Consider the following 25,264-nt stretch of genomic DNA (forward strand, 5'->3'; position numbering starts at 1 on the left):
CCTCATTGATGCGGTGGGCAGGGGGAAATGTTTCACGGCGTTCTCGCGACGGGTCGCCGGGAGCGCGCCGGAACCGTTGACACGGCCTGGGCGCACGAGCACACTCTCACGGACCCGCAAGTGAAGCACTTTTCACCAGGCGAACAAGCGCGCACGCGACGTGCTCTCCCACACCGCCGTGGCAGAAAGTGAGTGACCCGTGGCATCGACCCCGTCCCCTCCCGAACGCTCCTTCCGGTCCGTCGGTGTGGTCATCGCCCTGTGCTGGCTCGCCGTCTTCTTCGACGGCATGGACGTCAACATCTACGGCGCCACCATGCCGCACCTGCTCGCCGACGAGAGCCTCGGCTTCAGCACCGCGCTCGCCGGGACGATCGGCAGCTGGACCACGTTCGGCATGCTGATCGGCGCGCTGGCGGCGGGCACCCTGACCGACTGGCTGGGCCGCAAGCCGCTGGTCACGGCGAGCGTGGTGCTCTTCTCGCTGGGTTCGGCAGTGTGCGCGGTCGCGCCGGGCGCGGCGGTCTTCGGCGCGGGCCGCTTCGTCTCCGGCCTCGGCCTCGGCGGCCTGATGCCGATCGGCCTGGCGATCGTCGCGGAGTTCGCGCCGCCGCGCCGGGCGGCCCTGGCGACGGGCCTGATGATGACCTCGTACCACGCGGGCGGCATGGCGGCCACGGGCATCGGCCTCGCCGTGGCACCCGAGCACGGCTGGCGCTGGGTCTTCTGGGCGGGGGTGCTGCCCGCGGTGATCGCGGTGCCGCTGGTCCTCAAGTGGCTGCCGGAGTCACCGGGAGTGCTGTTCGCGAAGGGGCGCACGCAGGAGGCGTACGCCGTCGCCGACCGGCACGGCCTGAGCCGCCCCGGGGTGACGGAGGCGCCGGAGGCCGGCGCGAAGGGCCGACTCTCCGCGATACGGGCCCTGTTCGCGCCCGGCACCCGCTGGGCGACCCCGCTGCTGTGGGTGGCCTCCTTCGCGGGACTGCTCCTGGTCTACGGCGTCTCGACCTGGCTCCCCGAACTGATGCGGGCCTCGGGCTACTCGCTCTCCTCCTCGGTCACCTTCCTGATGGTCATCAACGCGGGCGGCGTCGTCGGCATGCTGATCGCGGGGCGCACCGCGGACCGGTTCGGGCCGGTGAAGGTCTCGGCGCTGTGGTTCGTCCTGACGGCCTGCGGCACGTTCCTGCTGAGGACGGAGATGCCGCTCGGCGCGGCCTACACGGTCGTCTTCCTCACCGGCATCTTCCTGTTCAGCGCGCAGGTCATGGTCTACGCCGCCACGTCCCGCGTCTACGCCCCGAGCGAGCGCGCCACCGGCCTCGGCTGGGTCACCGGCATCGGCCGCACCGGCGCGGTGGTCGGTCCCACGGTCGGCGGAGTGGTCCTCGCGGGCGGCAACGCGGGCCTGGGCTTCACGACGTTCGCCCTGACAGCGGTCCTCGGCGCAGCAGCGATCTCCCTGGTCCCCCTGATGACGGCCGGTCCCCGCCGGACCGCGACACCTGCGGTGCTGACGGCGGGGGACGGGGCCTCCCGGCCCTGACGCCGGGAGCGGGCGGGGACAAGGTGCCGCGGGGGGCGAAAGAATGTGCGGCGTCTCCGTCAGCCCCGCGACGCATGAGGTACCACCGGATGACCCAGCAGCCACCGCCTCCCGGCTTCGGCCCACCGCCCCCCGGCTTCGGCCCACCGCCTCCCGGCTTCGGCCCGCCACCGCAGTACGGCACCGCCCCGGCACCGCAGTACGGCACCGCGCCGCCGCCGCAGTACGGAACCGCGCCGCCCGGACCGGAGTTCCTGGCGATCGACAAGCAGAACTCGGTCGTCGTCGACGCCTCGGGCGTGGCGCTGGAGATGTACGGCACGTCGGTCGAGTTCGACTGGCCCGAGATCCGCGGTGTCCACTACAAGGCGAGCCCCGACGGCAAGGCGCTCATGGTGGCCGTCGTCCACCTCGACGGCAGGGTCTACGAGGCGCTGGTGCAGGCGAGGCCGAGGCCCCGCCTGAACGAGTGGTTCACCCAACTGGCCTGGGTGCTGGGCCACTACCGGCCGGCGTACTGACCCACGAGGCGGCGCCGGCCGCGTCGGATGTGACGTGGCCGGCGCCTGTCGGGGCGGGGTTACGGCAGGGCGTCCATGTGGGGGCCCACCGCGTTGGACCAGGCGTTGCCGCTCGTCGCGTCCCAGTTCGTCGACCAGGTCATCGCGCCGCGCAGGTCGGGATAGGTCCGCGGCGGCTTGAAGGTGCCGCAGTTCGTCGCGCGGGTCAGGCAGCTGAGCGCGTTGATCACGACCGACGGGGCGACGTAGCCGCTGCCCGCCGCCCGGGTCGAGGCCGGGACACCGAGGCCCACCTGGGACGGGGACAGGCCGTTCTCCAACTGGATGCAGGCCAGAGCCGTGAGGAAGTCGACCGAGCCCTGGCTGTACACCTTGCCGTCGCAGCCGAGCATCGAACCGCTGTTGTAGTACTGCATGTTGACGACCGTGAGGATGTCCTTCACGTTCAGCGCCGTCTGGAAGTACGAGTTCGACGTGGACTGCATGTCGATCGTCTGCGGCGCCATCGTGAGCACCATCGACGGCCCCGCCTTGGCCGACAGCGAGCGCAGGGCCTGCGACATGTACGTCGCGTTGAGACCGTTCTCCAGGTCGATGTCCACGCCGTCGAAGCCGTACGTCTGCATCAGCGAGTGGACCGAGTTCGCGAAGTTCGCCGCCGACGCCGCGTCGTTGACCGCGACCCGGCCGAGCTCACCGCCCACCGAGATGATGACCTTCTTCCCGGCGGCCTGCTTCGCCCGGAGGTCGGCCTTGAACTGGTCGACCGTGTAGCCGCCGAGCCCCGCCGAGTCCAGGTTGAAGGTCACGGCCCCCGGCGTCGCCGTCGCGTCCGCGAACGCCACCGCGATGATGTCGTAGTGGGACGGCACGTCCGACAGCCGCTGCACGGCCGCGCCGTTGTTGAAGTTCTGCCAGTAGCCGGTCACCGCGTGCCGGGGGACGCCGGGGCCGCCGCCCGTGGGTGCCGTCGTGCCCGTCACGGTCGCCGACCTCGGCGACTCGCCGGCGGCGTTGGTCGCCGTGACCTGGAAGCTGTACGACGTCGACGCCGCGAGGCCGGTCACCGTCGCCGACGTGCCGGTCACGGCCGTGACCCGGGTGCCGTTGCGGTAGATGGTGTAGCCCGTCGCGCCCGAGACCGCGTTCCAGGACAGGGAGACGGAGGACGAGGTCGTGCCGGAGACGGTCACGCCCGCGGGGGCGCCCGGGATCGTCGGGGTCGGGTCGCCGCCCCCGCCGCCGTCGGGGCCGAACACCGAGACGTCGTCCGCGTGGTAGGCGGCCTGGCCGTACCAGCCGTGCGTGTAGATCGTCACCGAGCGGGTCGAGGAACCCGTGGTGAAGGTGGTCGACAGCTGCTTCCAGGAGGACGAGTCGGGGGTCCACGTGGACACGTCCGTGGTGCCCGTGCCGGTGGCGCCCAGGTAGGCGTATCCGCCCTGCACCCACGCGCTCAGCGTGTACCGGGAGTTGGGCTGGACCGCGACCGTCTGCGTGCAGCGGGCGTTGTCCTGGCCGGCCGGTGTCGCCTTCAGCGCGGACGAGCCGCCGTGCACCGGCGAGGAGACCGTCGTACCGCTGCCCGCCGAGCAGGTCCAGTTGGTCAGGCCCGACTCGAAGCCGGCGTTCTTGGCGTTGTTGATGTCCGCGGCGGATGCCTGGCCGATCGCGGGCACGGTCAGGGCCAGGGCGGCGACCACCGCTCCCGACCACATGCGGGTACGTCTGCGTGCGCGGTCCACTGGGGCCTCCGGTGGGGGAGTGGGGACTTCCATGACGGGGGAACGACGAAGGAGGAGCGCGAGGGAACGAACGGTGGCCACCGTTGGAGCTACAAGTTGGTCCAGACCAATTCCGCTGTCAAGGGGTAAGTGCCCGGCCACTCCTGGGGGTTCGGTCGGGATGCTCCCCCTGTCCCGATTTGGCGCCCCTTGTGCAAGAGGAGTTGCCGCTCGGCTACGGAAACGCTGTTCTCCGGTCACGGAGGCGTGGATACAGTGCTGAGGTAGTCACGCAATGAAGTCGACCAGGTGCACGAGAGTTGCGCCGGCGGGCCGGACTTGGGTGGGAGACGGGGAGCTGCGCGTGCCAACAGTCATTGCCGTGACCAGCGCCGACATGGCGCTGCCGGCGCAGGACGAGCGGACCCTGCCCGCCGTCGTCCTGCGCGACCTGGACAAACGCCCGCTGGACCACGCTCTGGCCGAGATGCAGGCCCTGGTCGAGGCGCACGGCCATGTGATCGTGGTGTGCTCGCAGGCCGTTCCGGCGGCGGTGGCGCGGCGGCTGCACACCGTCCGGTCCCTCCTGGAGAGCGACCGGATCGCCCTCTTCCGGCCCGAACTGCCCCCGTTGGGACTCGCCGTCCTGGCCCGGCAGTTGAGGCAGCTGGCCTCCTGCGACCTCGGCCCGGGCGTCCTCGCCTCGGCGGGCCGGCTGCTCACCCACTACATCCACGCCGGAGCGGTGCTCGCCACCGTGGCCCGGCTCGACCGCGTCCCCGTCGGACTCACGTCGCACGCCAAGTCCTGGGTGCCGGGCAGCCAGTTCGGCGTCCTCGCCCACCCCGAGCCGCAGCTCGTGCGGATCGTCCCCGAAGCGCGGCTCGCGGGACCGGAGTTCGGCACCTGGATGCTGCTGGCCCGGGGACAGCTCCAGTCCGACTGGATCAACGCCACGCTCGCCCCGTCCTGGCGTGTGCAGGGCCTGCGCGAGACCCGGCTGCCCGCCGAGTCCGCCGCGTGGTGGGGGACCGGCAAGCTGATCGAGTTCTGCACCTATCTGCCCGACCTGTCCGTGCTCTACCAGCTGGTCGGCTCGGTGCGCCGCAACAGCTGCCACTGGTGCGGCATCGACGTCATCGGCGACCGGTGCGTGTTCTGCTCCGCGACGGCACCGGCGTACGACACCCAGCTCCAGCTCCCGGCGGGGTGACCCGCCGCCCGACGAGACCCCCGACCCGTTCGACCCCACCCCCAACGAGGTTGCACGCTTCATGAACTCCCGTCAGCGCCGCGGCGTGATACTCCTGCTCCTGTCCGTACTCTGCGCCCTCGGCGCGTTCGCGGGCGTGCTCTCCGTCATCGACGACGTGCAGTCCAAGGTCGGCCCCGAGGCCGCGGCGTACCGGCTCAAGGAGGACGTCGCGCCCTACACCGCCCTGACCGCCGACCGGTTCGAGCGGATCGAGATGCCCGAGCGCTGGTTGTCGGAGAACGCGGTGACCGATCTGCGGCAGGTCCGGGGCAAGATCGCCGTCACCACCCTGCGCGAGGGCTCCCTGCTGCAGAGCGACATGATCGTCGACCAGCCCGCGCTGCGGCCGGGACAGCAGGAGGTCGCCATCATGATCGACGCGGCGACCGGGGTGGCCGGCAAGATCACGCCGGGATCCAAGGTCAACGTGTACGCCACCTTCGCCGGTGAGCGGGAGGGCGCCCCCGCCCAATCGAAGATCATCGTCACCAACGCCCAGGTGATCGACGTCGGCAAGCTCACCTCGCTGGAGCCCGACAGCGACGACCGCACCCGGCGCTCCACCGACGCCGTGCCCATCACCTTCGCGCTGTCCACCCTCGACGCCCAGCGCCTCACCTACGCCGAGTCGTTCGCCGAGCGCGTCCGGCTGGCCCTGGTGGCGCCCGGCGGCGGCACCACCGTCCCCGACGCGGACCGCACCTACGAACTCGCGAAGGACAAGTGAGGCCCGGATGCCCACGAGGATCCTGCCGGCCGTCGGCGACGCGGACGCGATCCGCTCCGTCACGACCCTGCTCAGCCAGCTCCCGGACGCCGAGCCCGTCACCCCGGTCGTCGACTCCACCCAGCTCATCGACACCCTCGCCCGGCTGGCCGCCGAGTCCGTGGACGAACTGCCCGAGGTCGTCGTCGTACACGAGCGCATCGGGCCCGTCCCGGCCCTGGAACTCATCCGCGAGGTGGCGCTCCGCTTCCCCGCCGTCGGCGTCATCCTCGTCACCTCCGACGCCGGCCCCGCCCTCTTCCAGGCCGCCATGGACTCCGGCGCCCGCGGCCTGGTCGCCCTGCCGCTGTCGTACGAGGAACTGGCCAACCGCGTGCAGGCGGTCGCCCAGTGGTCGGTGGGCGTACGCCGGCACCTCGGTCACGGCGGTGACGTCTTCACCGGCGTCGGCGGCACCGTCGTCACGGTCAGCGGCGCCAAGGGCGGCGTCGGGGCGACACTGGCCGCCATCCAGCTGGCGCTCGCCTCCCAGGCGTCGGGCCGCTCCACCGTGCTGGTCGACATGGACCTCCAGACCGGGGACGTCGCGTCCTACCTGGACGTCCAGTTCCGGCGCAGCGTCGCCGACCTCGCCGCGATCAACGACATCTCCCCGCGGGTCCTCGCCGACGCCGTCTTCCGGCACGACACCGGACTCGCCCTGCTGCTCGCCCCCGGCGAGGGCGAACGCGGCGAGGAGGTCACCGACCGCGCCGCCCGGCAGATCGTCAGCGCCCTGCGTTCCCGCTACGAGGCCGTCGTCATCGACTGCGGCGCCCAGTTGAGCGGCGCCGGCGCGGCCGCGGTCGAGATGGCCGACACCGCCCTGCTGGTGACCACGCCGGACGTGGTCGCCGTCCGGGGCGCCAAGCGGACGGTACGGATGTGGGACCGGCTGCAGATCCGCAAGGCGGAGGAGACCACGGTCGTCGTCAACCGGCACACCCGCGGTACGGAGATCCAGCCCGCCCTCATCCAGCGGATCACCGGCACGGCGGTCGCCGCGACGGCCGTGCCCGCCCACTTCAAGGAACTCCAGGGCGTCGTGGACGCCGGCCGCGTCCACGAACTGGACAGCAGGAGCACCGTCAAACAGGCACTGTGGGCGCTCGCGGGCGAACTGGGGCTGGTCAAGGCGCCCGCGGGCGAACGGAAGGGCGGCCGGTCGCGGGCGGACCGCGGATCGGCGGGCTTCCGACGGCGGAGGGACGGATGAATCCCGGCCGCCGGGGCGGCGACCGGGGGCAGGTCACCGTCGAGTTCCTCGGCATGACCCCGCTGATCGTCCTGACACTGGTGCTGCTGTGGCAGTTCGTGCTCGTGGGGTACACCTACTCGCTCGCGGGGAACGCTGCCGACGAGGCCGCACGGGCGGGCACGGCGGCCGAGGACCGCCAAGCGGCCTGTCAGGAGGCGGGCCTCCGGCATCTGCCGTCCGCGTGGGAGGGGGGCGCCGAGGTGTCCTGCGGCGAGAGCGGTGGCCTCGTCACGGCCGACGTGCGGCTCGACGTACCCGTCCTCTTCCCCGGCTCGATCGGCTTCCCCTTCCCCGGCGTCGCCGGCCACGCGGGTGCCGTGGTGGAGGAGACGGACTGAGATGACGTACCGGCACAGCGAGCGCGTCCGCGACCGGGGCCAGGTGGCCCTGGAGTATCTGGGGTTCCTCCCGGTCCTGATCCTCGTGGCGATGGCCGCCGTGCAGATCGGCCTGATCGCCTACACCGCGCAGCAGGCCGGCACGGCCGCCCGCACCGGCGCGCGCAGCGCCTCCCTCGACGGTCCGTACGCGCAGGACTGCCAGAACGCGGTCAGCTCCTGGCTGGACGCCGGCTGCGCGGCCTCGTACCTGGGCGAGGAGGTCGAGGTCACCGCCACGATCGACATCCCGTCGATCGTGCCCGGCTGGGACTTCGGCCCGGCCACCAAGACCGCCACCATGCCGATGGACCACTGAGCGGGGAGTACGGCGATGAGTCTGCGGGCACGGATCAACTCCCCCGAGGAGAACGGCAGCCGGGGCGAGGACGGACACCTGGTCGCCACGTACCGGGCCAAGCTCCTGGAGGAGATCGATCTCGCGGAGATGAGCGCGCTCGCGACGGCCGAGCGCAGGGCACGGCTGGAGCGGGTGCTCGGGCACATCATCAGCCGCGAAGGCCCCGTCCTGTCGACGGTCGAACGCTCGCAGCTGATCCGGCGGGTGGTCGACGAGGCGCTCGGCCTCGGCATCCTGGAGCCGCTGCTGGAGGACGCCTCGATCACCGAGATCATGGTGAACGGCCCCGACGCGATCTTCGTCGAGCGGGCCGGCCGGGTGGAGCAGCTGCCGCTGCGGTTCGCCTCGAACGACCAGCTCATGCAGACCATCGAACGGATCGTGTCGACCGTCAACCGCCGCGTGGACGAGTCGAACCCGATGGTCGACGCCCGCCTGCCGTCCGGCGAGCGCGTCAACGTCATCATCCCGCCGCTGTCCCTGACCGGCGCCACGCTCACCATCCGCCGCTTCCCACGCTCCTTCACGCTCCCGGAACTGGTCCAGTTCGGCTCGCTGGAGGAGCCGATGGTGTACCTGCTGGCGGGGCTGGTGCAGGCGCGGTTCAACATCATCGTGTCGGGCGCGACGGGCACCGGCAAGACGACCCTGCTGAACGCGCTGTCGGGACTGATCCCCGAGAGCGAGCGGATCATCACCATCGAGGACTCCGCGGAACTCCAGCTCCAGCAGCAGCACGTGGTCCGCCTGGAGTCCCGGCCGCCGAACGTCGAGGGCCAGGGCCAGGTCACCATCCGCGACCTGGTCCGCAACTCGCTTCGCATGCGGCCCGACCGGATCGTCGTCGGCGAGGTCCGTGGCGGCGAGTCGCTGGACATGCTCCAGGCGATGTCGACCGGCCACGACGGGTCGCTCGCCACCGTCCACGCCAACAGCGCCGAGGACGCGCTGATGCGGCTGCAGACCCTGGCCTCCATGTCCGACGTCGAGGTCCCCTTCGCCGCGCTGCACGACCAGATCAACAGCGCGGTCGACGTCATCGTGCAGCTCACCCGGTTCGCCGACGGGCTGCGCCGGGTCACCGAGGTCGCGTTGCTCGACAGCCACGGCGGGGAGCCGTACCGGCTGGCCACGATCGCCCGCTTCAACGCCCGGCCCATGACCGCGGACGGCCGTATCCACGGCGGCTTCCAGTACTTCCCGCTCACCCGCCGCACCGCCGACCGCCTCTACATGGCGAGCCAGCCGATCCCGCAGGCCTTCGGCGTCGCCCAGTCCGCAGACCAGCTCGCCACCCGAGAAGCCCGGTAGGCAGGAGCCGACCATGGAACTGACGACCCTCGTCTCCCTCACCACCGGCGTCGCCCTGCTGACCTGCGTCCTCGCCGTTGCCGGACTGCACGCCTACGCCATGGGCAGGGCCCAGCGACAGGCCCTCGTGGAGCGCCTGTCGTCCACCGGCCAGGTCCAGGTCACCGGCCGCCGGCGCCGGTTCCGCGACCTGGACCGCCGGCTGCGCCGCACCCGGCCGGGCCGGCGACTGGAGCTGCGGCTGGCGGCGACGGGCCTGGACGTGTCCCCCGGGGAGTTCTTCGTCGCGCTGCTCGCCGCCGTCGCCGGACTGTGGCTGATCGGGCAGGCCGCCCTCGCCCCCTTCTTCGGCCCGATCGCCGGACTGCTGGGCGTCTGGGCGGCCGTGCAGTTCCTCAACTGGCAACGGCAGAAACGCATCGAGAAGTTCATCAACCAACTCCCCGAACTCGCCCGCATCCTGGCCAACGCCACCCAGGCCGGCCTCGCCCTGCGCACCGCGATCGGCATGGCGGCGGAGGAGCTGGAGGCCCCGGCGGGGGAGGAACTCGCCAAGGTGGCCAACCAGCTCGCGGTGGGCGCGTCGATGGACGAGGCCCTGGGGGAGATGGCCGAACGGCTGCCGTCCCGTGAGCTGGTGGTCCTGGTGACCACCCTGGTGCTGTCCAACCGGGCGGGCGGCCAGCTGGTCAGCGCGCTTCGCAACCTCACCGAGACGCTGGAGGAGCGCAAGGAGACCCGCCGTGAGATCCGCACCCAGCTCTCGCAGGTCAGCATGACGTCGTACGCGGTCCCGGTGATGGGCGTGGGCTCGCTGTTCCTGATGAACGGCGTCAAGGACGGCGCCCTGGACCGGATGACGGGCTCCCCGGTCGGCCAGGCCTGCGTGGTCATCGCGTTCGCGCTGTACGCCGTCGGCTTCGTCATGATCCGCCGGCTGTCCCGTATCGACGTCTGAGGAAGGGAGGGGATCGGCATGGCACTGGTACTGGCACTCGTCATGGGTCTGAGCGTGTGGGGCGTCTTCGCCGGGATCCGGATGTACCGCGCGGAGGCGAAGCTCCCCGCCGACCTCGTCCTCGCCCTGGAGGTGGGCTCGACCCGCACGGGCGCGGTGGACTCGCTGGTCGACCGGATGGGCATGCGGTACGCGCCCGCCGTCCTGCGCCTGATGGGCCCGGCGCGGGTCGCCCGGTACCGCAGGAGGATCGACCTGGCGGGCAACCCCGGCGGCCTCACCATCGACCGCTACGCCGCGCGCCGCGCGGTCTACGGCTTCCTCGGCGGCGTCGGCGGACTGGTGTTCCTGCTCCAGGGCAACGTGCTGATGACCGTGCTGCTGCTCGCCTTCGGCGCGTTCTGGACGGAGGTGGGCATCTGGTCGGCGATCCGGGTCCGCAAGGACGTGATCGACCGGACCCTGCCCGACTTCCTCGACGTCCTCGCCGTCGTGGTCAGCGCCGGCCTCGGCTTCCGCCAGGCCCTCGACCGGGTCGCCTCGCGCTACGAGGGCCCCTGGGCCGACGAGCTCCGCATCACGCTGCACCAGATGGACCTCGGCATGAGCCGCCGCCAGGCCTTCGCGGAACTGCGGCGACGCAACGACTCGGAGCAGGTCGCGATGTTCGTGACGGCGTTGCAGCAGGGCGAGGAGCTGGGCGCGCCGATCGTGGACACGCTGGTGTCGCTGGCCAAGGACATGCGGCGCACGGATGCGCAGAACGCCCGGCGCAAGGCAGCGCGGGCGGTGCCGAAGGCCACGATGATGATCACGACGTTCATGGTCCCGGCGACCATGCTGCTGCTGGGCGCCGGGCTGCTCCTCGGCTCCGGTACGGACTTCGGCACGCTCACGGGTGAGTGAGGGCCATGACACTCACACCGACGGAGGGGACAAGGGCGGTCTCGCGGGGACACGCGGCGGCGCCGGGGGGCGTGGCGGCGGGATGGGCATGGAGGGAGCACGACGGGGCGCGCGGCCCCGGCACCCCGGGCCCCGCCGGGCCACCCGCGCCGGCCCGCGGCCCGGGCGCTGCGGGTCCCGTGGGTCCGTCCGCGCTGGACTGCGGCCCGGGCGCCGCGGGTCCCGTGGGTCCGTCCGCGCTGGACTGCGGCCCGGGCGGTCCGGGTGCCGTCGCGCCACCCGCGGCGAACCGCGGCCCCGGCGCCACGGGCTCCGTCGGGTCACCCGCGCCGGACTGCGGCCCCGGCGGTCCAGGGCCCGTGGGGTCGGCCGCGCTGGGCTGCGGCCCGGGTGGTCCGGGTCCCGTGGGGTCGGCCGCGCTGGACTGCTGCCCCGGCGCTCCGGGTCCCGTCGGGCCGGCTGCGCCGGACGACCGTGACCGCGCGTCCGGTGTGCCGCCGAGGTCGCACCAGGCCGCCGGGAGCCCGGTGCCCGCCACCCCGCCCGCACTCTCCCTCCAGGTCAACGCCCTCCAGGCACTGTGCCGCCAGGTCTTCGGCTTCCGGCTCGCCATGATCGCCCTGGCCGCCCCCGCCGCCCTCCTCAACGCCTCGCCGGGCCTCGGCGTCCGCCTGGTCGGCGCGGCCGTGGTGGTCACCTTCATGGCCTCCTACGTCCTGTTCAGGGACTGGGAACGCTTCGCCCCGCTGCTGCTGCGCCACCCCACCCTGCTCGCCTTCGACACCCTCCTGGGCTCCCTCCCGCTCATCTCCGCCGGCCCCGACAGCACCCTGGCCTACGTCAGTGTCTGCACCCCGCTCCTCGCCGGACTCGTCTACAGCTGGCGGGGCGCCGCGGTCTTCGCCTCCCTCCAGGCCCTGATCCTGCTCCTGGTCCACGCCACCCTCGCGAGGACCCCCGACGCCACCCCCGCCGAGACGCTCCTCCTGCCCGGCCTCTGCGTGATCACCGGCGCGGTCGGCTCCACCCTGCGGGGCCTGATGCTCCGCTTCGGCGAGGCCACCCACGCCCTGACCACGGTCCAGGCGCGGCTGGCCGTCACGGAGGCGGTGGCGGCCGAACGCGCCCGGCTCGCCCGCGAACTGCACGACTCGGTGGCCAAGACCCTGCACGGCGTGGCGCTCGCGGCGGACGGCCTGGCCCACTCGGCGGACCGGCTCGACCCGTCCCTGGTCAAGGACCGGGCCGAACTCGTGGCCCGCTCGGCCCGCCGGGCCGCCGCCGAGTCCCGGGAGCTGCTGACGGACCTCCGCCGCGAGTCGGACCCGGCCCACGGCAGCGACATACTCGCCGAACTCGCCGCACGCACCACCGACTTCACCGCCCGCACCGGCGTCCCCACCACCTACCGCCGTACCGGCGACGCCCCCGTCCCGCCCGTCCCCCCGTCGGTGGCCCGCCAGTTGCTGACCATCGCGACCGAGGCGATGGAGAACGCCCACCGGCACGCGGACGCCACCCACGTCGACGTCACGGCGGGCATCCAGGGCGACGTGCTCCTGCTCAGCGTCTACGACGACGGCCGGGGCCTCGCCCCCGGGACGTCGCTCGCCCAGCTCCGCAGAACGGGGCACTTCGGGGTGGTCGGCATGGTCGAGCGCGCCGCCGCGGTGGGCGCCCGCATCCGCATCGGCCGCGGCACGCACCCCAAGGGCACGGAAGTACGCCTGGAACTCCCGTTGGCGGCCCTGGGCCCCACCCCCGAGCGGAGGCCGAACGATGCCGGACGCTGAACACCCCTTTGCCGCCACCCCCTTCCCGCCCCCCGCGGACCCGGCCGGCCCGTCCCTGCGCGTGATCGTGGCCGACGACAACCCCGTGGTCCGCGCGGGGCTCACCGCCCTCCTCTCGGGCCGAGAGGACGTCACGGTCGTGGCGGAGGCGGCGGACGGCCGGGAGGCGTACGAGGCGGCCCGGACCCACCGGCCGGACGTGGTGCTCCTGGACGTCCGCATGCCGGGCGTGGACGGCATCGCGGCCCTGCCGCACCTCGTGCACCTGGCCCCCGTCGTGATGCTCACCTACAGCCGCGAGCCCGACATCGTCGAGGAGGCCCTGCGGCGCGGTGCGGGCGGCTACCTTGTGCACGGCGAGTTCACGGCGGACCAACTGGTCGCGGCGGTACGGGACATCAGAGACGGCAGGCCACACTTCACCCCCACGGCGGCGGAGGCCCTCCTGGCCCAGCTCAGGCAGAGCAGCCGCGCTCCCGCAGATGCGACTGCAAATCCATACTCCCCGCCACGGCTTAATTCTTCGGAAAACCTTTCGCAAGTGCAACCGGTTGTGGCACAGTCTTCGTCATACCGGTCACGGTCCCAACTCAGCGCGAGAGAGGCGGAGATCATGGACCTCATCGCATCCGGCATGAACAACCAGCAAATCGCCGCCACGTGCTTCATCAGCGAGAAGACGGTCAAGAACCACATCAACCGCATCTTCGCCAAGCTGCACAGCACGAGCCGCTCGGAGGCCACCGCGAAGTGGCTGGGGCTGGGGTGAGGGCGATGCGGCGGACGGATGTCTGGGCCCACAGCTGGGCCCTGGGGCCCTCGGCAGACCCGGCGGCCCTTCCCTACCCTCGCGGCACCGAAGCCGCCACACCGGGAGGGGAACGTCATGAACAAGTGGAGGAACACCACCGCCCGCGACGACAGGGGCCAGACGGCGGTGGAGTACCTGGGGATCATCGCGGTCGTGGTGGCCATCGTGCTGGCGATCACGGGGACGGACATCGGCCAGTCCATCTACGACGCCATCGTGGACAAGATCGACGAAGTCACCGGCGGCTGAGGCGGTTTCACCGATACGGCGACAGAGGGCAGGCTTTCCCCATCTACATCACGGTGGTGGCGGGTCTGCTCTTTCTCGCGTTCGCGTACCTGGCGGTCGGGCAGGCCGCCGCGACCCGCAACGAGGCCCAGACGGCGGCGGACGCGGCCGCGCTCGCGGCGGCCCAGGACCTGCGGGACCAGATCACGGGCGAGTGGGTCGAGAACCTGCTGGACCCGGATTCGTGGCACGGCATCTTCGAGGGTGACGTGGAGCTGTTCGAGGACCCTTGTGACCGCGCGGGGCAGCTCGCGGCACAGAACGAGGCTCACGTGGACGTCTGTCAGGGGCAGGGCCTACTGGGCTACCGCGTCGAGGTCACGACGGACGAGCCGGTCGGGGACACCATCGTGCCCGGCACGGAGGCCCGGTATGCGACGGCATCCGCCGTGGCCGTCGTGGAGCGGCGTTGCCTCTTCGACATCCCCGGCGAGGATGCGGGGGACGACACCCTGCCGAGTCTTGACTGCAAGGGCGTGGAATGGCACCTGGATCCGGAAAGCCCTGACACCCTTCCGGGCCCCGAGGACCTCTTCGACGTCCATCTGGCCGACTGACAAGCGAACGACGAATGGCGAAGGAAGCAGAGGCATGAGCATTCGGTTCACTACGAAGGCCCGCAGGGGGGTGGTCGCGATGACCGTCGCGGCCGGTTTGGCCCTCGGTGTGGCCGGTTGCGGCAGCGGTGGCGACGGGGAGGACGACAAGCCGGACAGCTCGGCCTCGGCACCGCAGCAGAGCGGGTCCCAGCCGACTGCTCAGGAGGGAACGGACAAGCCTTTGGCCGAACTCCGCGGCGAGGAAGGCCTCATGTTGCAGATCACGTCTGCCACAAGGGATGCCGGTGGCTTTGTCACCGTGAGTGGGGAGCTGAAGAACGACGGCGATGAGCCCGCTCGGGTCTCCGTTCGCACCGCGGGCGACGAGACGGAGATCATCAGGCACGGCTCCTCACTCGGTGGCGCGACGCTCGTGGATTCTGCCAGCAAGAAGCGCTACTACGTGCTGCGGGACACCGACGGCCGTCCGCTGACCACCACGAGCATTCCGAGAATCGAACCCGGTGCTTCGATTCCGGTCTTCATGCAGTTCCCGTCGCCGCCGACCAGTACCACCGAGGTCACTCTGCAATTGCCCACCTTCGCCAGCGCCGGCATCACGATCTCCGGTTGAGGCCCCCATGACCCCCACCCGCCTCCCCCTCGCCCTCACCACAGCCTCGATCATGCTCGCCGGCACCCTCTGCGCCGCCGGGACCGCGCACGCCGACGACGACCCCAGCGTCCCTCCGGGTACGGAGGCCACCGCCTCCGCGCCGGTCGAGGTCGACGCCAACGACCCCGATCTGAAGATTCCGGAAGGCGCCACCCTCGCCGAGCCCAAGGTCCTCGACATCAAGCAGGTCGTGGAGGACCAGGGCGGAGAGGAACGCCGCGAGGACACCAACGCCGACGTGAAGTTCGCCCTCCAGGCGGAAGTCCTGTTCGGCAAGGACAGCGCGAGGCTCAGCGCCCAGTCGAAGGCCCGCATCGCCGCGATCGCCGACGAGATCAGGACCCAGAACGCGACCAAGGTCCGCGTCTTCGGCTTCACCGACAACCTCGGCTCCTCCGCCCACGGCGACACCCTCTCCCGCCGCCGCGCCAACGCCGTCCACGACATCCTCGACACGGAACTGAACTCCCCGGACATCACCTTCGAGGTGCGCGGCTACGGCGAGCAGTACCCCATCGCGGACAACTCCACGGAGTCCGGCCGCAAGAAGAACCGCCGTGTGGAGGTCTCCTTCCCCCGCAACGGCTGACGCACCCCGCCGGGAGCGGCACCTCGCGCGCCGCTACCGGACGTCCCCCTGACCCGTCCGGACCTCCACCCTGACCCCCGCCCGAACCCCCCACCCCGCCATCCCCCCGGCCTCCGCCTCCAGCACGTGCCGCGCCCGGAGCCGGGGCATGCCCAACCGCCACGGCGGCATCGTGCGGACGGCGAGGACGACCAGGCCGCGGTCCAGGTAGGCGACGTCGATGGGCATGCGCATCCGGAAGGTGTGGACGCTGTTCGCGGGGGACAGCAGCAGCGCGCCCTCGACCGCGTCCCGCCCGAGCAGCCCCCGCGTCCGGGCCCGGTACGACGCCGCGATCTCCAGCGGCACCGTCGCACCCCCGTGCACGACCAGTTCCCCCCGCCCGTCCCGCAGGCGCCGCCGTCCGCCGCCCCAGCCCCTGCCCATTCCCAGGCCCCTCCGCCGTCCGTCCCCAGCCGGTGTGCGAACCGACCGTACCGGCACGCTCACGAAGCACCCGTCCGCCCGGCCTCGCCGACACCGTAAAGCTGTTGTCCGCTCCGCCCGCCGCGGGTAGGAAGGCCGCATGACAGGACTCGGCGCTGTGTTCCGTCCCCAACTTCCCCCCGAGCGGCTGCGCGCCCTCGCCCGACTGGCCGACGAGACCGGCCTCGACGAACTCTGGCTGTGGGAGGACTGCTTCCGAGAAGGCGGCGTCTCCACGGCCGCGGCCGCCCTGGCCTGGACCGAGCGGGTCCGGATCGGTGTCGGCCTGCTTCCCGTGCCGCTGCGCAACGTCGCCATCACCGCGATGGAGGCCGCCTCGCTGCACCGGATGTTCCCCGGCCGCCCGGTCCTCGCCGTCGGGCACGGCGTGCAGGACTGGATGGGCCAGGTCGGCGCCCGCGCCGGCTCCCCGCTGACGCTGCTGCGCGAACACCTCGACGCGCTGCGGGCGCTGCTGCGCGGGGAGCGGCTCAGCACCGAGGGGCGGTACGTCAAGCTCGACGACGTCGCCCTGGACTGGCCGCCGCCGGCACCGGTCGAGATCCTCGCCGGTGCCACCGGCCCCCGCACCCTCCACCTGTCCGGCGCGGCGGCGGACGGCACCGTCCTCACCGCGGCGACGCCCCCGGAGGGCGTACGCCGGGCCCGTCGGCTCATCGACGAGGGGCGGACGTCGGCCGGCCGCACCGACCCGCACCGCGTCGTCGTCTACCTCCTCGCCGCCACCGGCCCCGACGCCTTCGACCGCCTGCGGTCCGAACTCGTCGCCGAGGGCGTCGCGGACGTCCCCGACCTCGGTGTGGCGGGGGACGCGGCGGCCGTCGCCAAGGCCGTCGAGCAGCTCGTCGAGGCCGGTGCCGACACCGTGATCCTCCAGCCCACCGGCGACGAGCCCGACCCCGAGGGCTTCGTCCGCTTCACCGCCGAGGAGGTCAGGCCGCTGGTCCCGTAGCCGTAGCCGCGGCCCACCCGCCGTCGTTTCACCACGCCGGAAAATCGGCGGCGGCCACCGGCACGGCCCTGCGACGATCGGGCGCATGCCGCACGACCCCCGCCCCACCGACCCCCGCCCCGGTTTCGAGGAACTCCTCGCCGAGGGTGCCGCCGTCCCCACCGAGGGGTGGGACTTCTCGTGGTTCGAGGGCCGGGCCACCGAGGAACGGCCCTCCTGGCGGTACGCCGAGTCGCTGGCCGGGCGGCTCGCCCGCGCGCGTGCCGCTCTCGACATCCAGACCGGCGGCGGCGAGGTCCTCGGGTTCGCGCTCGACGCCGCCGGCCACCGGCCCGCGCTCGCGGCCGCCACCGAGGGCTGGCCCCCGAACGTCGCCCGGGCCACCGAGTCGCTCGGCCCGCGTGGCGTCGTGGTCGTGGCCGCGCCGCAGGACGCCCCGCTGCCCTTCGCCGACGGGGCCTTCGACCTGGTCTCCAGCCGTCACCCCGTACAGCCGCACTGGGACGAGATCGCGCGCGTGCTCCGGCCGGGCGGTACGTATTTCGCCCAGCACGTCGGGCCGGGCAGCGTCTTCGAACTCGTGGAGCACTTCCTCGGCCCGCAGCCCGAGGAGGTGCGGCGCGGCCGCCACCCGGACCGGGAGCGCGCGGGCGCGGAGGCCGCCGGTCTGGAGGTCGTCGAGCTGCGCGCGGAGCGGCTGCGGATGGAGTTCCACGACATCGCCGCCGTCGTCCACTTCTTGCGCAAGGTGATCTGGATGGTGCCGGACTTCACCGTCGAGGCGTACGAGGACGGGCTCCGTGCCCTGCACGAGCGGATCGAGACGCAGGGCCCCTTCGTGGCCCACAGCACCCGCCACCTCTTCGACGCCCGCAGACCGCCCCGCTGACCCGTCCCGCAGACCGTCCCGCTGACCCGGCCCGCAGACCGTCCCGCTGACCCTCCCGCTGACCCGTCCCGCTGACCCGTCCCGCTGCCCGCCCCGCAGACCGGCCGGCTGACCGGCCGGCTGACCGGCCGGCAGACCGGCCCGCAGACCGTCCCGCTGACCCTCCCGCTGACCCTCCCGCTGACCCGTCCCGCTGCCCGCCCCGCAGACCGGCCGGCTGACCGGCCAGCAGACCGCCCCGCAGACCGGCCCGCAGACCGGCCGGCTGACCGTCCCGCAGACCGCCCCGCAGACCGCCCCGCTGACCGCCCCGCTGACCGGACACGGCGTCAGGCGTGCGGCCCCACCGTCACCTCCCCGATCACCAGCTCCGCCCCGCCCGCCGCCTCCCCCACCGCCGCCACCCGTTCGGCCTGCTCCGCCAGCTCCCGCTCCTGGCGTGCCGTGAGCGTGCCCAGCGGCTCCACCGTGACCGTCACCCGCCGCCCCCGGCGCCGCTGGTGCCACACCCCGGCCACCACGCCGTCGACGAGCAGCAGCGGATGGTTGCCGGCCTGGCCCCGGGACAGCGCGCGTTCCCGGGCGCGTCCGGGGAACAGCACCTCGCGCGGCTGTGCGGCGATGCCGTAGGCGTCGAAGTACGGCAGCAGCCGTACGCCCCGCACCGGCCCTTCGGGGAACTCCGTGTCCCCGGCCGCCACCCACGCGCGCGTGCCCTCGCACACGACCTCCTCGATCTCCTCCTCGTCGGCCAGTGCGGCGAACAGCCCGCCGGCCCAACCGGGTGAGGCCGCCAGCCACTTCGCGAAGTGGGCGGGGGTCGCCGGGCCGTAGGCACGCAGATGCCGGCGTACCAGCAGGCGCAGCGCCTCCCGTGGGGGCAGGGGAGTGAAGAGGGGCGGGCGGGTGTAGGTGGTCCTGCGCCCACGGTCGGGGCCGAAGCACACGGCGCCGGACTGGCCGGCCAGGTGCAGCACCGTCCGCCAGCGCGGCCACAGTTCCTGGAAGGCGGGCATCACCCGCTCCCCGGCCCAGGCACCGGTACGCGCGACGACCGCCTCGCCCAGTTCGTCCACGGTGAGACAGGCCCCGGTGAGCGCGTCGCCGATCGCGTGGAGCACCTGTGCGGTCCGTTCGCCGTCGAGCCGGACGCCCGGCGGGAGGGGGCCCGCGGCGGTGGGCACGGCGGGCAGGGCGGAGCACCACAGGGGCAGCTCCCGGCTGTCGAGCAGATGGACGGTGCCGCGCGGACCGTAGGTCCTGACGAGGGAGCGCTCCTCCCACAGCGCGGCGCGTACGTCCGCCCGGGTGATCTCGGCGACCCGGATCCCGACGGAGAGTTCGGCCGCCGACATCACCTGGGCGTGCGCCCCGCGCAGGGCGGCGACGACCTCGGCGACCGGAGTAACGGCCGGCGCCGGATTGGCCAGGAACTGCCGCTCCTGCCGTCGTGCGCCGGCCCGGGCCCAGGTGATCCCTTTGCTCTTCACGGTCGGGGCCGGACGGCAGGGCGCGACGGGGACGGATCCGGTCCCGTCGTGGGGCCGATCGGGTGTGCCGCGCGGGGAGCCGACCCCCGCGCGGCGGGTCCGGACGGCAGACCGGGCCAGGGTTTTTCCACATTGTTATCGCCGACCACTCGCGTCACCCCTGACACATCACGTAAGTTCAGACCAAGGTAATTCGCGTCAGCAAAGCTGCGCGGGCGACACCGCGCAGTGGAGGGGGCTGCGCGGTGTCCGGATCCCGTTTCCAGGCGTCAAGTCGCCGTCACCTCCAGGGTCGCCCGTCAGAGGGATGCCCGAAAAGTCCTGTGCGCCCCCCGTGAACCGGCCATGAAGAGGCTGTGAACCCGGCATTCCGCGGCCATCCGCGCGTTGCCGGGCGACTCCGGAGAGTAGTTGTCTCGCGCCGATGCACGCAGCAGCCCTTACGAAGGGTTATGGTGGAAGCCCCCCCTCGGGCCGGTCCGTCTCCCCCCCACGGACCGGCCCGTTTTTTGCTCCCAACACCCGCCCCGGGCACGGGCGTAGCGCGGGGGTAGGCTTCGCCCCCGGGGACCGCCACGCGGACAGGGGGCGCGCTCTGCCGCACCTGTCCGATCCGTACGGAGGGGCTGACATTCACGTGAACCTGCGCGACAAGCTGCGCGGCCTGTTGGTCAGGCTGTACGCACGCCGGGTGGAAGGCCACCTGGACCACGCTCAGGTGCCCAAGCACATCGGCGTCATCATGGACGGCAACCGACGCTGGGCGAAGGCCTCGGGCTCCACCACCGTGCACGGTCACCAGGCCGGTGCCGAGAAGATCGAGGAGTTCCTCGGCTGGTGCACCGAGACGGACGTCGAGGTGGTCACCCTCTGGCTGCTGTCGACGGACAACTTCGACCGGCCCGAGGACGAGCTCGTCCCCCTGCTCGGCATCATCGAGGGCGTCGTGCGCTCCCTGGCCGCCGACGGCCGCTGGCGGGTGCACCACGTCGGCACCCCGGACCTGCTGCCCTCCCCGATGCGCACGGCGCTCAAGGAGGCCGAGGAGGCCACCGCGCACGTCGACGGGATACTGGTCAACGTCGCCATCGGCTACGGCGGCCGCCAGGAGATCGCCGACGCCGTCCGCTCGATGCTGCTGGACGCCGCCGACAAGGGCCGCTCGGTCGAGGAAATCGCCGAGGCCGTGGACGTCGACATGATCGGCCGCCACCTCTACACGGGTGCGCAGCCCGACCCCGACCTGGTCATCCGCACCAGCGGTGAGCAGCGGCTGTCCGGTTTCATGCTGTGGCAGACGGCCCACTCGGAGTACTACTTCTGTGACGTCTTCTGGCCGGCCTTCCGCAAGGTCGACTTCCTGCGCGCCCTGCGCGACTACGCGGCGCGTCATCGCCGCTACGGCGGCTGACGCAGCCGTCCCACCCCTTCGGGCGTAGAGCGCTTCACGCGGAGTTCACCGGCACGCCGTCATATGCCGTGGCATGGCGGCGCGTTTTCGAGGGCATAAAGCAACCAGGTCGACGCCCGAACCACGGGTGTCGGATCTCAGCGGACGGCACGGGGCCGTCCGCCCGGGAGGCCCTTTGCACCAGCCCGATCGTGCGGTCACAGCACGGACGAAGCGGCGAGGGGCCGGTCTCCGGCCCGTGCATCGCGGCCGGCAACCGGTCCAGACCGTCTCCGTCGCTCCCCGACCTCATCCGAGGGGGTACGTCCTTCCGTGGTGACCAGCACAAAGCGCCACAAGCCCGACCGGCGCACCTACGTTCTCGACACCAGCGTCCTGCTGGCGGACCCGAACGCTTTGAACCGCTTCGACGAGCACGAGGTCGTGCTTCCGGTCGTGGTGGTCACGGAGCTGGAGGCGAAGCGGCACCATCCCGAACTCGGCTACTTCGCCCGGCAGGCCCTGCGCCTGCTCGACGACTACCGTGTGCGGTACGGCCGTCTGGACGCCCCCATCCCGACCGGGGACCTCGGCGGAACCCTCCGTGTCGAGCTCAACCACTCGGACCCCAGCGTGCTGCCGACCGGCTACCGCCTGGGGGACAACGACTCCCGCATCCTCGCGGTGGCCCGCAACCTGCAGGCCGAGGGGTTCGACGTCACCGTCGTCTCGAAGGACCTCCCGCTCAGGATCAAGGCGTCCTCGGTCGGCCTCCTCGCCGAGGAGTACCGCGCGGAACTCGCCATCACGGACTCCTCCGGCTGGACCGGAATGTCCGAACTGACGCTGCCCGGCGAGCAGGTGGACATCCTCTTCGAGGAAGGCCACGTCCATGTCCCCGAGGCCGTCGGACTGCCCGTCCACACTGGCCTGACCATTCAGTCCGAGCGCGGCAAGGCACTCGGCCGGGTCACACCGGAGGGCAACGTCCGTCTGGTACGCGGCGATCGGGAGGCCTTCGGCATCAAGGGACGCAGCGCGGAGCAGCGCATCGCGTTGGACCTGCTGCTCGACTCCGACGTCGGGATCGTCTCGATGGGCGGCCGGGCCGGCACCGGCAAGTCCGCGCTGGCGCTGTGCGCGGGCCTGGAGGCGGTTCTGGAGCGCCGTCAGCACGAGAAGATCATGGTCTTCCGTCCGCTGTACGCGGTGGGCGGCCAGGAGCTCGGCTATCTGCCGGGTTCCGAGGCCGAGAAGATGAGCCCCTGGGCCCAGGCGGTCTTCGACACGCTGTCCGCGGTCACCAGCCGCGAGATCATCGAGGAGGTCACCGCGCGCGGGATGCTGGAGGTGCTCCCGCTCACCCACATCCGTGGCCGCTCGCTGCACGACGCGTTCGTGATCGTGGACGAGGCGCAGTCCCTCGAACGGAATGTGCTGCTGACCGTTCTGTCCCGGATCGGCTCCAATTCGAGGGTGGTTCTCACCCACGATGTGGCGCAAAGGGACAATTTGCGGGTCGGGCGCTATGACGGTGTCGTCGCCGTCGTCGAGAAACTGAAGGGGCATCCCCTTTTCGCCCATGTCACCCTGACGCGATCCGAGAGGTCCCAGATCGCGGCGCTTGTGACCGAAATGCTGGAGGAGGGGGCGATCTGACCCCGCGCCCCACTCCGGGGCTGAGAAGCGGTAGTTGGCGCCGCTCGGCAAAGGCGAAGAGCCTAGCCGGGCGGCGCCTTCGCGCGTGAGTTTTTCTCGAAATCACTCGGGCCAAACGGCATGTGAGCTTTCACACGCAACCCGGAATTGCCTTGCGGTGTCGGGTTACGGCAGAGTCTCACTCCTGTCAGGCCCCGCATACGACACATCTGTACCCCTGGGGGTACCCCCACACTTTCGTAGTGGGGGCGGTACGGCACAACAGGAGCACCACAGCTAACTCCATAGCGTCGTCGTATGCCGCCCGAGCACCATGCGGCGCTCCCCTCCCGGGAGTTGCCCACCGGGCCCGTGCCTTCCGTGACCCGCAGTTGGGGAGGCCAGTGTCAGGGGGCACGATTGCGTCCGCCAGGGTCACCGAGCGGGCGATGCTGGAAGGAAACCGTGTGAGCCGGATTTCGGTCCGGGGATTCGCAGTGGCCTCGGCCACCGCGGTCACCGCTGTCGGAAGCGTTGTCGGCGTTGCCTCGGGCAGCGTCGCGCAGCCCAATGACGCCGAGGCGGCGGCAACCGACCTGACGCTGCTCGCGGACATCCCCGCGGGCCAGCAGGCGCAGGTACAGACCGCTTCCCTGACGCAGCAGGCCGACATTCAGGCCATCGCGGCCGACGCGAGCGCCAAGAAGGAAGCCGAGGAGGCCGCGCGCAAGGCGGCCGCCGAGACCGCGATCGCGAAGAAGGAGGCCGCCGAGCAGGCGGCCCAGGAAGCCAAGGAGCGCGAGGAGGCGGAGCAGGAGGCGGCCAGCCGGTCCGCCACCCGGGACGCAGCCAGCTTCGCGGTCCAGAGCTCGTACTCCATCTCCGAGATCCAGTCGATGGCTGCCGCGATGGTGCCGGGCGACCAGTTCCAGTGCTTCAGCAACATCGTGGACCACGAGTCCGACTGGAACTACACGGCGGTCAACCCCTCCTCCGGTGCCTACGGCCTCTTCCAGGCGCTGCCCGGCTCCAAGATGTCCTCCGTGGGGTCCGACTGGCAGACCAACCCGGCCACCCAGATCAAGTGGGGCCTGAACTACATGAACGACCGCTACGGCAGCCCCTGCGGCGCCTGGTCGTTCTGGCAGGCCAACCACTGGTACTGAGCCCCGCCAGGGCAACGTCCCGCTCAACCTTTCCGAGCCCCTCACCGTCCTTCGGTGGGGGGCTTCGGCCATGTACGGTCTGACGGGACGACTCCGGGGGGAGTGGTGGGGACGGTTGGGGGAAAAGGACGGATCATGTCGCGAGTGCCAGGGTGGCTCGGTCGGGTCGGCACCCGGCTGACCGAGATGGGGCAACGGTGGGAAGAGCGCCGGGCCGAGGCGGAGCGTGCCCATGGCGCGCCGGAGCCGGATCCCGAGGAGTCGGCAAGGGCGGCGAGTTCTCCCCCGTACGCGCGTGACCTCCCGGTCGTGCCCCGCCCCGATCCGGCGCAGGCCGTGCCGTGGGGGATGCGGGTCGCGGCCGAGGCCGGCTGGCGGCTGCTGGTGCTGGCGGGCACGCTGTGGGTGCTGATGAAGGTCATCAGCGCCGTGCAACTCGTCGTGCTGGCCTTCGTGGCGGCGCTGCTCATCACGGCGGTGCTGCAGCCGACGGTGGCGCGGCTGCGGCGGTACGGGGTGCCGCGCGGACCGGCCACGGCGCTGACCGCGGTCCTCGGCTTCGTGGTGATGGGGTTGATCGGATGGTTCGTGACCTGGCAGGTCATGGAGAACATCGACAACCTCTCCGACCAGGTGCAGGACGGCATCGACGAGTTGCGGCGGTGGCTGCTCGACAGCCCCTTCCACGTCACCGACAAGCAGATCAACGACATCGCCGAGAACCTGCGCGAGGCGGTCGGGGCCAACACCGACCAGATCACCACCGCGGGACTGGAGGGCGTGACGGTCGTCGTCGAGACGCTGACCGGCATCCTGCTCGCGGTGTTCTCGACGCTGTTCCTGCTCTACGACGGCCGGCGCATCTGGGAGTGGACGCTGAAGCTGGTGCCGGCGGCGGCGCGGCCGGGTGTCGCCGGGGCCGGTCCCCGGGCCTGGCAGACGCTCACGGCGTATGTGCGCGGCACGGTGATAGTCGCCCTCATCGACGCGATCTTCATCGGCCTCGGCATCTACTTCCTCGATGTGCCGATGGCGGTGCCGCTGGCCGTGTTCATCTTCCTCGGGGCGTTCATCCCGCTGGTGGGCGCGGTGATCTCCGGCGCGCTGGCGGTGGTCGTCGCGCTGGTCACCCAGGGCGTGTTCACGGCCGTGATGACGCTGGTCGTGGTGCTCGCGGTGCAGCAGATCGAGGGCCACATCCTGCAGCCGTTCATCCTCGGGCGGGCGGTGCGGGTGCATCCGCTGGCGGTGGTGCTGTCGGTCGCGGCCGGCGGCATGGTGGCGGGCATCGGCGGAGCGGTGGTCGCGGTGCCGCTGGTGGCGGTCACCAACACCGTCGTCGGCTATCTGCGCGCGTACTCCCAGGAGCGCGTCCTGCGGCAGTCTCCGCGCCCGCACGGCGCCACCGCGTCCGACGCCTCCCCGGCCGCGCCGACCGACCCGCCGGCCCCGGCCGGCTGACCCCCGCGAACGCCTGGGCGACGGAAGCCGGCGTGGAGGAGTGGTGCCGGAGTTCGCGATCGACAGCGGTACTGCGCAAGCCCCGCCTATGCACGGAGAGGGACATAGCGCAC

General features: G+C 72.0%; 25 protein-coding genes. 22 read left to right on the forward strand and 3 right to left on the reverse strand.

Features of this window, described 5'->3' with window-relative positions; all coding sequences use genetic code 11:
- Positions 1–199: 199 nt before the first annotated feature.
- Positions 200–1,546 carry an MFS transporter gene (locus ACZ7LV_RS33715; RefSeq protein ID WP_471945069.1) on the forward strand — a complete coding sequence of 449 codons (1,347 nt, stop codon included), beginning with the start codon at positions 200–202 and terminating at the stop codon, positions 1,544–1,546.
- 89 nt (positions 1,547–1,635) lie between these two features.
- On the forward strand, positions 1,636–2,067 hold the full coding sequence (locus tag ACZ7LV_RS33720; protein ID WP_471945071.1) for a hypothetical protein: 432 nt from the start codon (positions 1,636–1,638) through the stop codon (positions 2,065–2,067).
- Positions 2,068–2,126: 59 nt separating this feature from the next.
- Here the strand turns inward: ACZ7LV_RS33720 and ACZ7LV_RS33725 are convergent, their stop codons facing one another.
- Positions 2,127–3,785, reverse strand: coding sequence for a chitinase (locus ACZ7LV_RS33725; protein ID WP_471945073.1), 1,659 nt, complete (start codon positions 3,783–3,785; stop codon positions 2,127–2,129).
- A 388-nt stretch (positions 3,786–4,173) separates the two neighbouring features.
- Here ACZ7LV_RS33725 and ACZ7LV_RS33730 point away from each other — a divergent pair, with 388 nt between their 5' ends.
- The 14 genes from ACZ7LV_RS33730 (at position 4,174) to ACZ7LV_RS33795 (ending at position 15,679) form a co-directional block, all read left to right on the forward strand.
- Entirely contained in the window at positions 4,174–5,004 is an 831-nt protein-coding gene (locus ACZ7LV_RS33730; protein ID WP_471945075.1) for a hypothetical protein, read from the forward strand.
- Between the two features lie 61 nt (positions 5,005–5,065).
- Positions 5,066–5,773, forward strand: a complete 708-nt coding sequence (cpaB, locus tag ACZ7LV_RS33735) for a Flp pilus assembly protein CpaB (protein WP_471945077.1) — start codon at positions 5,066–5,068, stop codon at positions 5,771–5,773.
- 7 nt (positions 5,774–5,780) lie between these two features.
- Complete coding sequence (locus ACZ7LV_RS33740) at positions 5,781–7,028, forward strand: AAA family ATPase (protein WP_471945079.1); 1,248 nt, start codon at positions 5,781–5,783, stop codon at positions 7,026–7,028.
- A complete protein-coding gene (locus tag ACZ7LV_RS33745) occupies positions 7,025–7,408 on the forward strand; it encodes a TadE/TadG family type IV pilus assembly protein (protein ID WP_471945081.1) in 384 nt (127 codons plus the stop codon). The genes ACZ7LV_RS33740 and ACZ7LV_RS33745 overlap by 4 nt, the downstream gene beginning before the upstream one ends.
- Position 7,409: 1 nt before the next feature.
- Positions 7,410–7,766, forward strand: coding sequence for a TadE/TadG family type IV pilus assembly protein (locus ACZ7LV_RS33750; protein ID WP_471945083.1), 357 nt, complete (start codon positions 7,410–7,412; stop codon positions 7,764–7,766).
- A 15-nt stretch (positions 7,767–7,781) separates the two neighbouring features.
- Positions 7,782–9,119, forward strand: coding sequence for a CpaF family protein (locus tag ACZ7LV_RS33755; RefSeq protein ID WP_471945084.1), 1,338 nt, complete (start codon positions 7,782–7,784; stop codon positions 9,117–9,119).
- 13 nt (positions 9,120–9,132) lie between these two features.
- Positions 9,133–10,077, forward strand: a complete 945-nt coding sequence (locus ACZ7LV_RS33760) for a type II secretion system F family protein (RefSeq protein ID WP_471945086.1) — start codon at positions 9,133–9,135, stop codon at positions 10,075–10,077.
- 18 nt (positions 10,078–10,095) lie between these two features.
- Positions 10,096–10,983, forward strand: a complete 888-nt coding sequence (locus ACZ7LV_RS33765) for a DUF5936 domain-containing protein (RefSeq protein ID WP_471945088.1) — start codon at positions 10,096–10,098, stop codon at positions 10,981–10,983.
- A 527-nt stretch (positions 10,984–11,510) separates the two neighbouring features.
- The gene (locus ACZ7LV_RS33770; RefSeq protein WP_471945090.1) at positions 11,511–12,776 is read left to right on the forward strand and encodes a sensor histidine kinase; all 1,266 of its coding nucleotides are present in this window, start codon (positions 11,511–11,513) and stop codon (positions 12,774–12,776) included.
- Positions 12,763–13,545 (forward strand): response regulator, encoded by a 783-nt coding sequence (locus tag ACZ7LV_RS33775; protein ID WP_471945092.1) that lies wholly within the window; start codon positions 12,763–12,765, stop codon positions 13,543–13,545. The genes ACZ7LV_RS33770 and ACZ7LV_RS33775 overlap by 14 nt, the downstream gene beginning before the upstream one ends.
- 117 nt (positions 13,546–13,662) lie before the next feature.
- Positions 13,663–13,836: a Flp family type IVb pilin gene (locus tag ACZ7LV_RS33780; protein WP_471945093.1), complete on the forward strand. Its 174-nt coding sequence runs from the start codon at positions 13,663–13,665 to the stop codon at positions 13,834–13,836.
- Entirely contained in the window at positions 13,833–14,432 is a 600-nt protein-coding gene (locus ACZ7LV_RS33785; RefSeq protein ID WP_471945200.1) for a pilus assembly protein TadG-related protein, read from the forward strand. Before ACZ7LV_RS33780 ends, ACZ7LV_RS33785 begins: the two co-directional genes overlap by 4 nt.
- A 34-nt stretch (positions 14,433–14,466) precedes the next feature.
- Complete coding sequence (locus ACZ7LV_RS33790; protein ID WP_471945095.1) at positions 14,467–15,048, forward strand: hypothetical protein; 582 nt, start codon at positions 14,467–14,469, stop codon at positions 15,046–15,048.
- A 7-nt stretch (positions 15,049–15,055) separates the two neighbouring features.
- Positions 15,056–15,679: an OmpA family protein gene (locus ACZ7LV_RS33795; protein WP_471945096.1), complete on the forward strand. Its 624-nt coding sequence runs from the start codon at positions 15,056–15,058 to the stop codon at positions 15,677–15,679.
- Between the two features lie 33 nt (positions 15,680–15,712).
- Here the strand turns inward: ACZ7LV_RS33795 and ACZ7LV_RS33800 are convergent, their stop codons facing one another.
- Entirely contained in the window at positions 15,713–16,105 is a 393-nt protein-coding gene (locus ACZ7LV_RS33800; protein ID WP_471945098.1) for a DUF192 domain-containing protein, read from the reverse strand.
- A 139-nt stretch (positions 16,106–16,244) separates the two neighbouring features.
- On the opposite strand from ACZ7LV_RS33800, the gene ACZ7LV_RS33805 reads away from it, so the two are divergent.
- Together ACZ7LV_RS33805 and ACZ7LV_RS33810 are read left to right on the forward strand one after the other, a co-directional pair.
- Positions 16,245–17,117 carry an LLM class flavin-dependent oxidoreductase gene (locus ACZ7LV_RS33805; protein ID WP_471945100.1) on the forward strand — a complete coding sequence of 291 codons (873 nt, stop codon included), beginning with the start codon at positions 16,245–16,247 and terminating at the stop codon, positions 17,115–17,117.
- Between the two features lie 85 nt (positions 17,118–17,202).
- Positions 17,203–18,006 carry a methyltransferase domain-containing protein gene (locus ACZ7LV_RS33810; protein WP_471945102.1) on the forward strand — a complete coding sequence of 268 codons (804 nt, stop codon included), beginning with the start codon at positions 17,203–17,205 and terminating at the stop codon, positions 18,004–18,006.
- Between the two features lie 329 nt (positions 18,007–18,335).
- Here ACZ7LV_RS33810 and ACZ7LV_RS33815 read toward each other — a convergent pair whose 3' ends face one another.
- Positions 18,336–19,496 carry a DNA glycosylase AlkZ-like family protein gene (locus ACZ7LV_RS33815; RefSeq protein WP_471945104.1) on the reverse strand — a complete coding sequence of 387 codons (1,161 nt, stop codon included), beginning with the start codon at positions 19,494–19,496 and terminating at the stop codon, positions 18,336–18,338.
- A 637-nt stretch (positions 19,497–20,133) separates the two neighbouring features.
- Between ACZ7LV_RS33815 and ACZ7LV_RS33820 the strand changes: the two genes are divergently transcribed.
- From ACZ7LV_RS33820 to ACZ7LV_RS33835, 4 genes are all read left to right on the forward strand, one after another.
- Positions 20,134–20,907 (forward strand): isoprenyl transferase, encoded by a 774-nt coding sequence (locus ACZ7LV_RS33820; RefSeq protein WP_471945105.1) that lies wholly within the window; start codon positions 20,134–20,136, stop codon positions 20,905–20,907.
- A gap of 312 nt (positions 20,908–21,219) precedes the next feature.
- A complete protein-coding gene (locus ACZ7LV_RS33825) occupies positions 21,220–22,545 on the forward strand; it encodes a PhoH family protein (RefSeq protein WP_471945107.1) in 1,326 nt (441 codons plus the stop codon).
- Between the two features lie 446 nt (positions 22,546–22,991).
- Positions 22,992–23,690, forward strand: a complete 699-nt coding sequence (locus tag ACZ7LV_RS33830; protein WP_471945109.1) for an aggregation-promoting factor C-terminal-like domain-containing protein — start codon at positions 22,992–22,994, stop codon at positions 23,688–23,690.
- 135 nt (positions 23,691–23,825) lie between these two features.
- Positions 23,826–25,151 (forward strand): AI-2E family transporter, encoded by a 1,326-nt coding sequence (locus ACZ7LV_RS33835; RefSeq protein ID WP_471945110.1) that lies wholly within the window; start codon positions 23,826–23,828, stop codon positions 25,149–25,151.
- Positions 25,152–25,264 lie beyond the last annotated feature (113 nt).

Source organism: Streptomyces sp. NPDC107562 (genome assembly GCF_055657325.1).

Coding starts and splice junctions, on each gene's coding strand:
- ACZ7LV_RS33745 (WP_471945081.1), top strand. CDS start 7,025: ATGAATCCCGGCCGCCGGGGCGGCGACCGGGGGCAGGTCACCGTCGAG.
- ACZ7LV_RS33755 (WP_471945084.1), top strand. CDS start 7,782: ATGAGTCTGCGGGCACGGATCAACTCCCCCGAGGAGAACGGCAGCCGG.
- ACZ7LV_RS33775 (WP_471945092.1), top strand. CDS start 12,763: ATGCCGGACGCTGAACACCCCTTTGCCGCCACCCCCTTCCCGCCCCCC.
- ACZ7LV_RS33835 (WP_471945110.1), top strand. CDS start 23,826: ATGTCGCGAGTGCCAGGGTGGCTCGGTCGGGTCGGCACCCGGCTGACC.
- ACZ7LV_RS33800 (WP_471945098.1), bottom strand. CDS start 16,105: ATGGGCAGGGGCTGGGGCGGCGGACGGCGGCGCCTGCGGGACGGGCGG.
- ACZ7LV_RS33780 (WP_471945093.1), top strand. CDS start 13,663: ATGAACAAGTGGAGGAACACCACCGCCCGCGACGACAGGGGCCAGACG.
- ACZ7LV_RS33765 (WP_471945088.1), top strand. CDS start 10,096: ATGGCACTGGTACTGGCACTCGTCATGGGTCTGAGCGTGTGGGGCGTC.
- ACZ7LV_RS33760 (WP_471945086.1), top strand. CDS start 9,133: ATGGAACTGACGACCCTCGTCTCCCTCACCACCGGCGTCGCCCTGCTG.
- ACZ7LV_RS33790 (WP_471945095.1), top strand. CDS start 14,467: ATGAGCATTCGGTTCACTACGAAGGCCCGCAGGGGGGTGGTCGCGATG.
- ACZ7LV_RS33805 (WP_471945100.1), top strand. CDS start 16,245: ATGACAGGACTCGGCGCTGTGTTCCGTCCCCAACTTCCCCCCGAGCGG.
- ACZ7LV_RS33720 (WP_471945071.1), top strand. CDS start 1,636: ATGACCCAGCAGCCACCGCCTCCCGGCTTCGGCCCACCGCCCCCCGGC.
- ACZ7LV_RS33810 (WP_471945102.1), top strand. CDS start 17,203: ATGCCGCACGACCCCCGCCCCACCGACCCCCGCCCCGGTTTCGAGGAA.
- ACZ7LV_RS33740 (WP_471945079.1), top strand. CDS start 5,781: ATGCCCACGAGGATCCTGCCGGCCGTCGGCGACGCGGACGCGATCCGC.
- ACZ7LV_RS33725 (WP_471945073.1), bottom strand. CDS start 3,785: ATGTGGTCGGGAGCGGTGGTCGCCGCCCTGGCCCTGACCGTGCCCGCG.
- ACZ7LV_RS33795 (WP_471945096.1), top strand. CDS start 15,056: ATGACCCCCACCCGCCTCCCCCTCGCCCTCACCACAGCCTCGATCATG.
- ACZ7LV_RS33750 (WP_471945083.1), top strand. CDS start 7,410: ATGACGTACCGGCACAGCGAGCGCGTCCGCGACCGGGGCCAGGTGGCC.
- cpaB (WP_471945077.1), top strand. CDS start 5,066: ATGAACTCCCGTCAGCGCCGCGGCGTGATACTCCTGCTCCTGTCCGTA.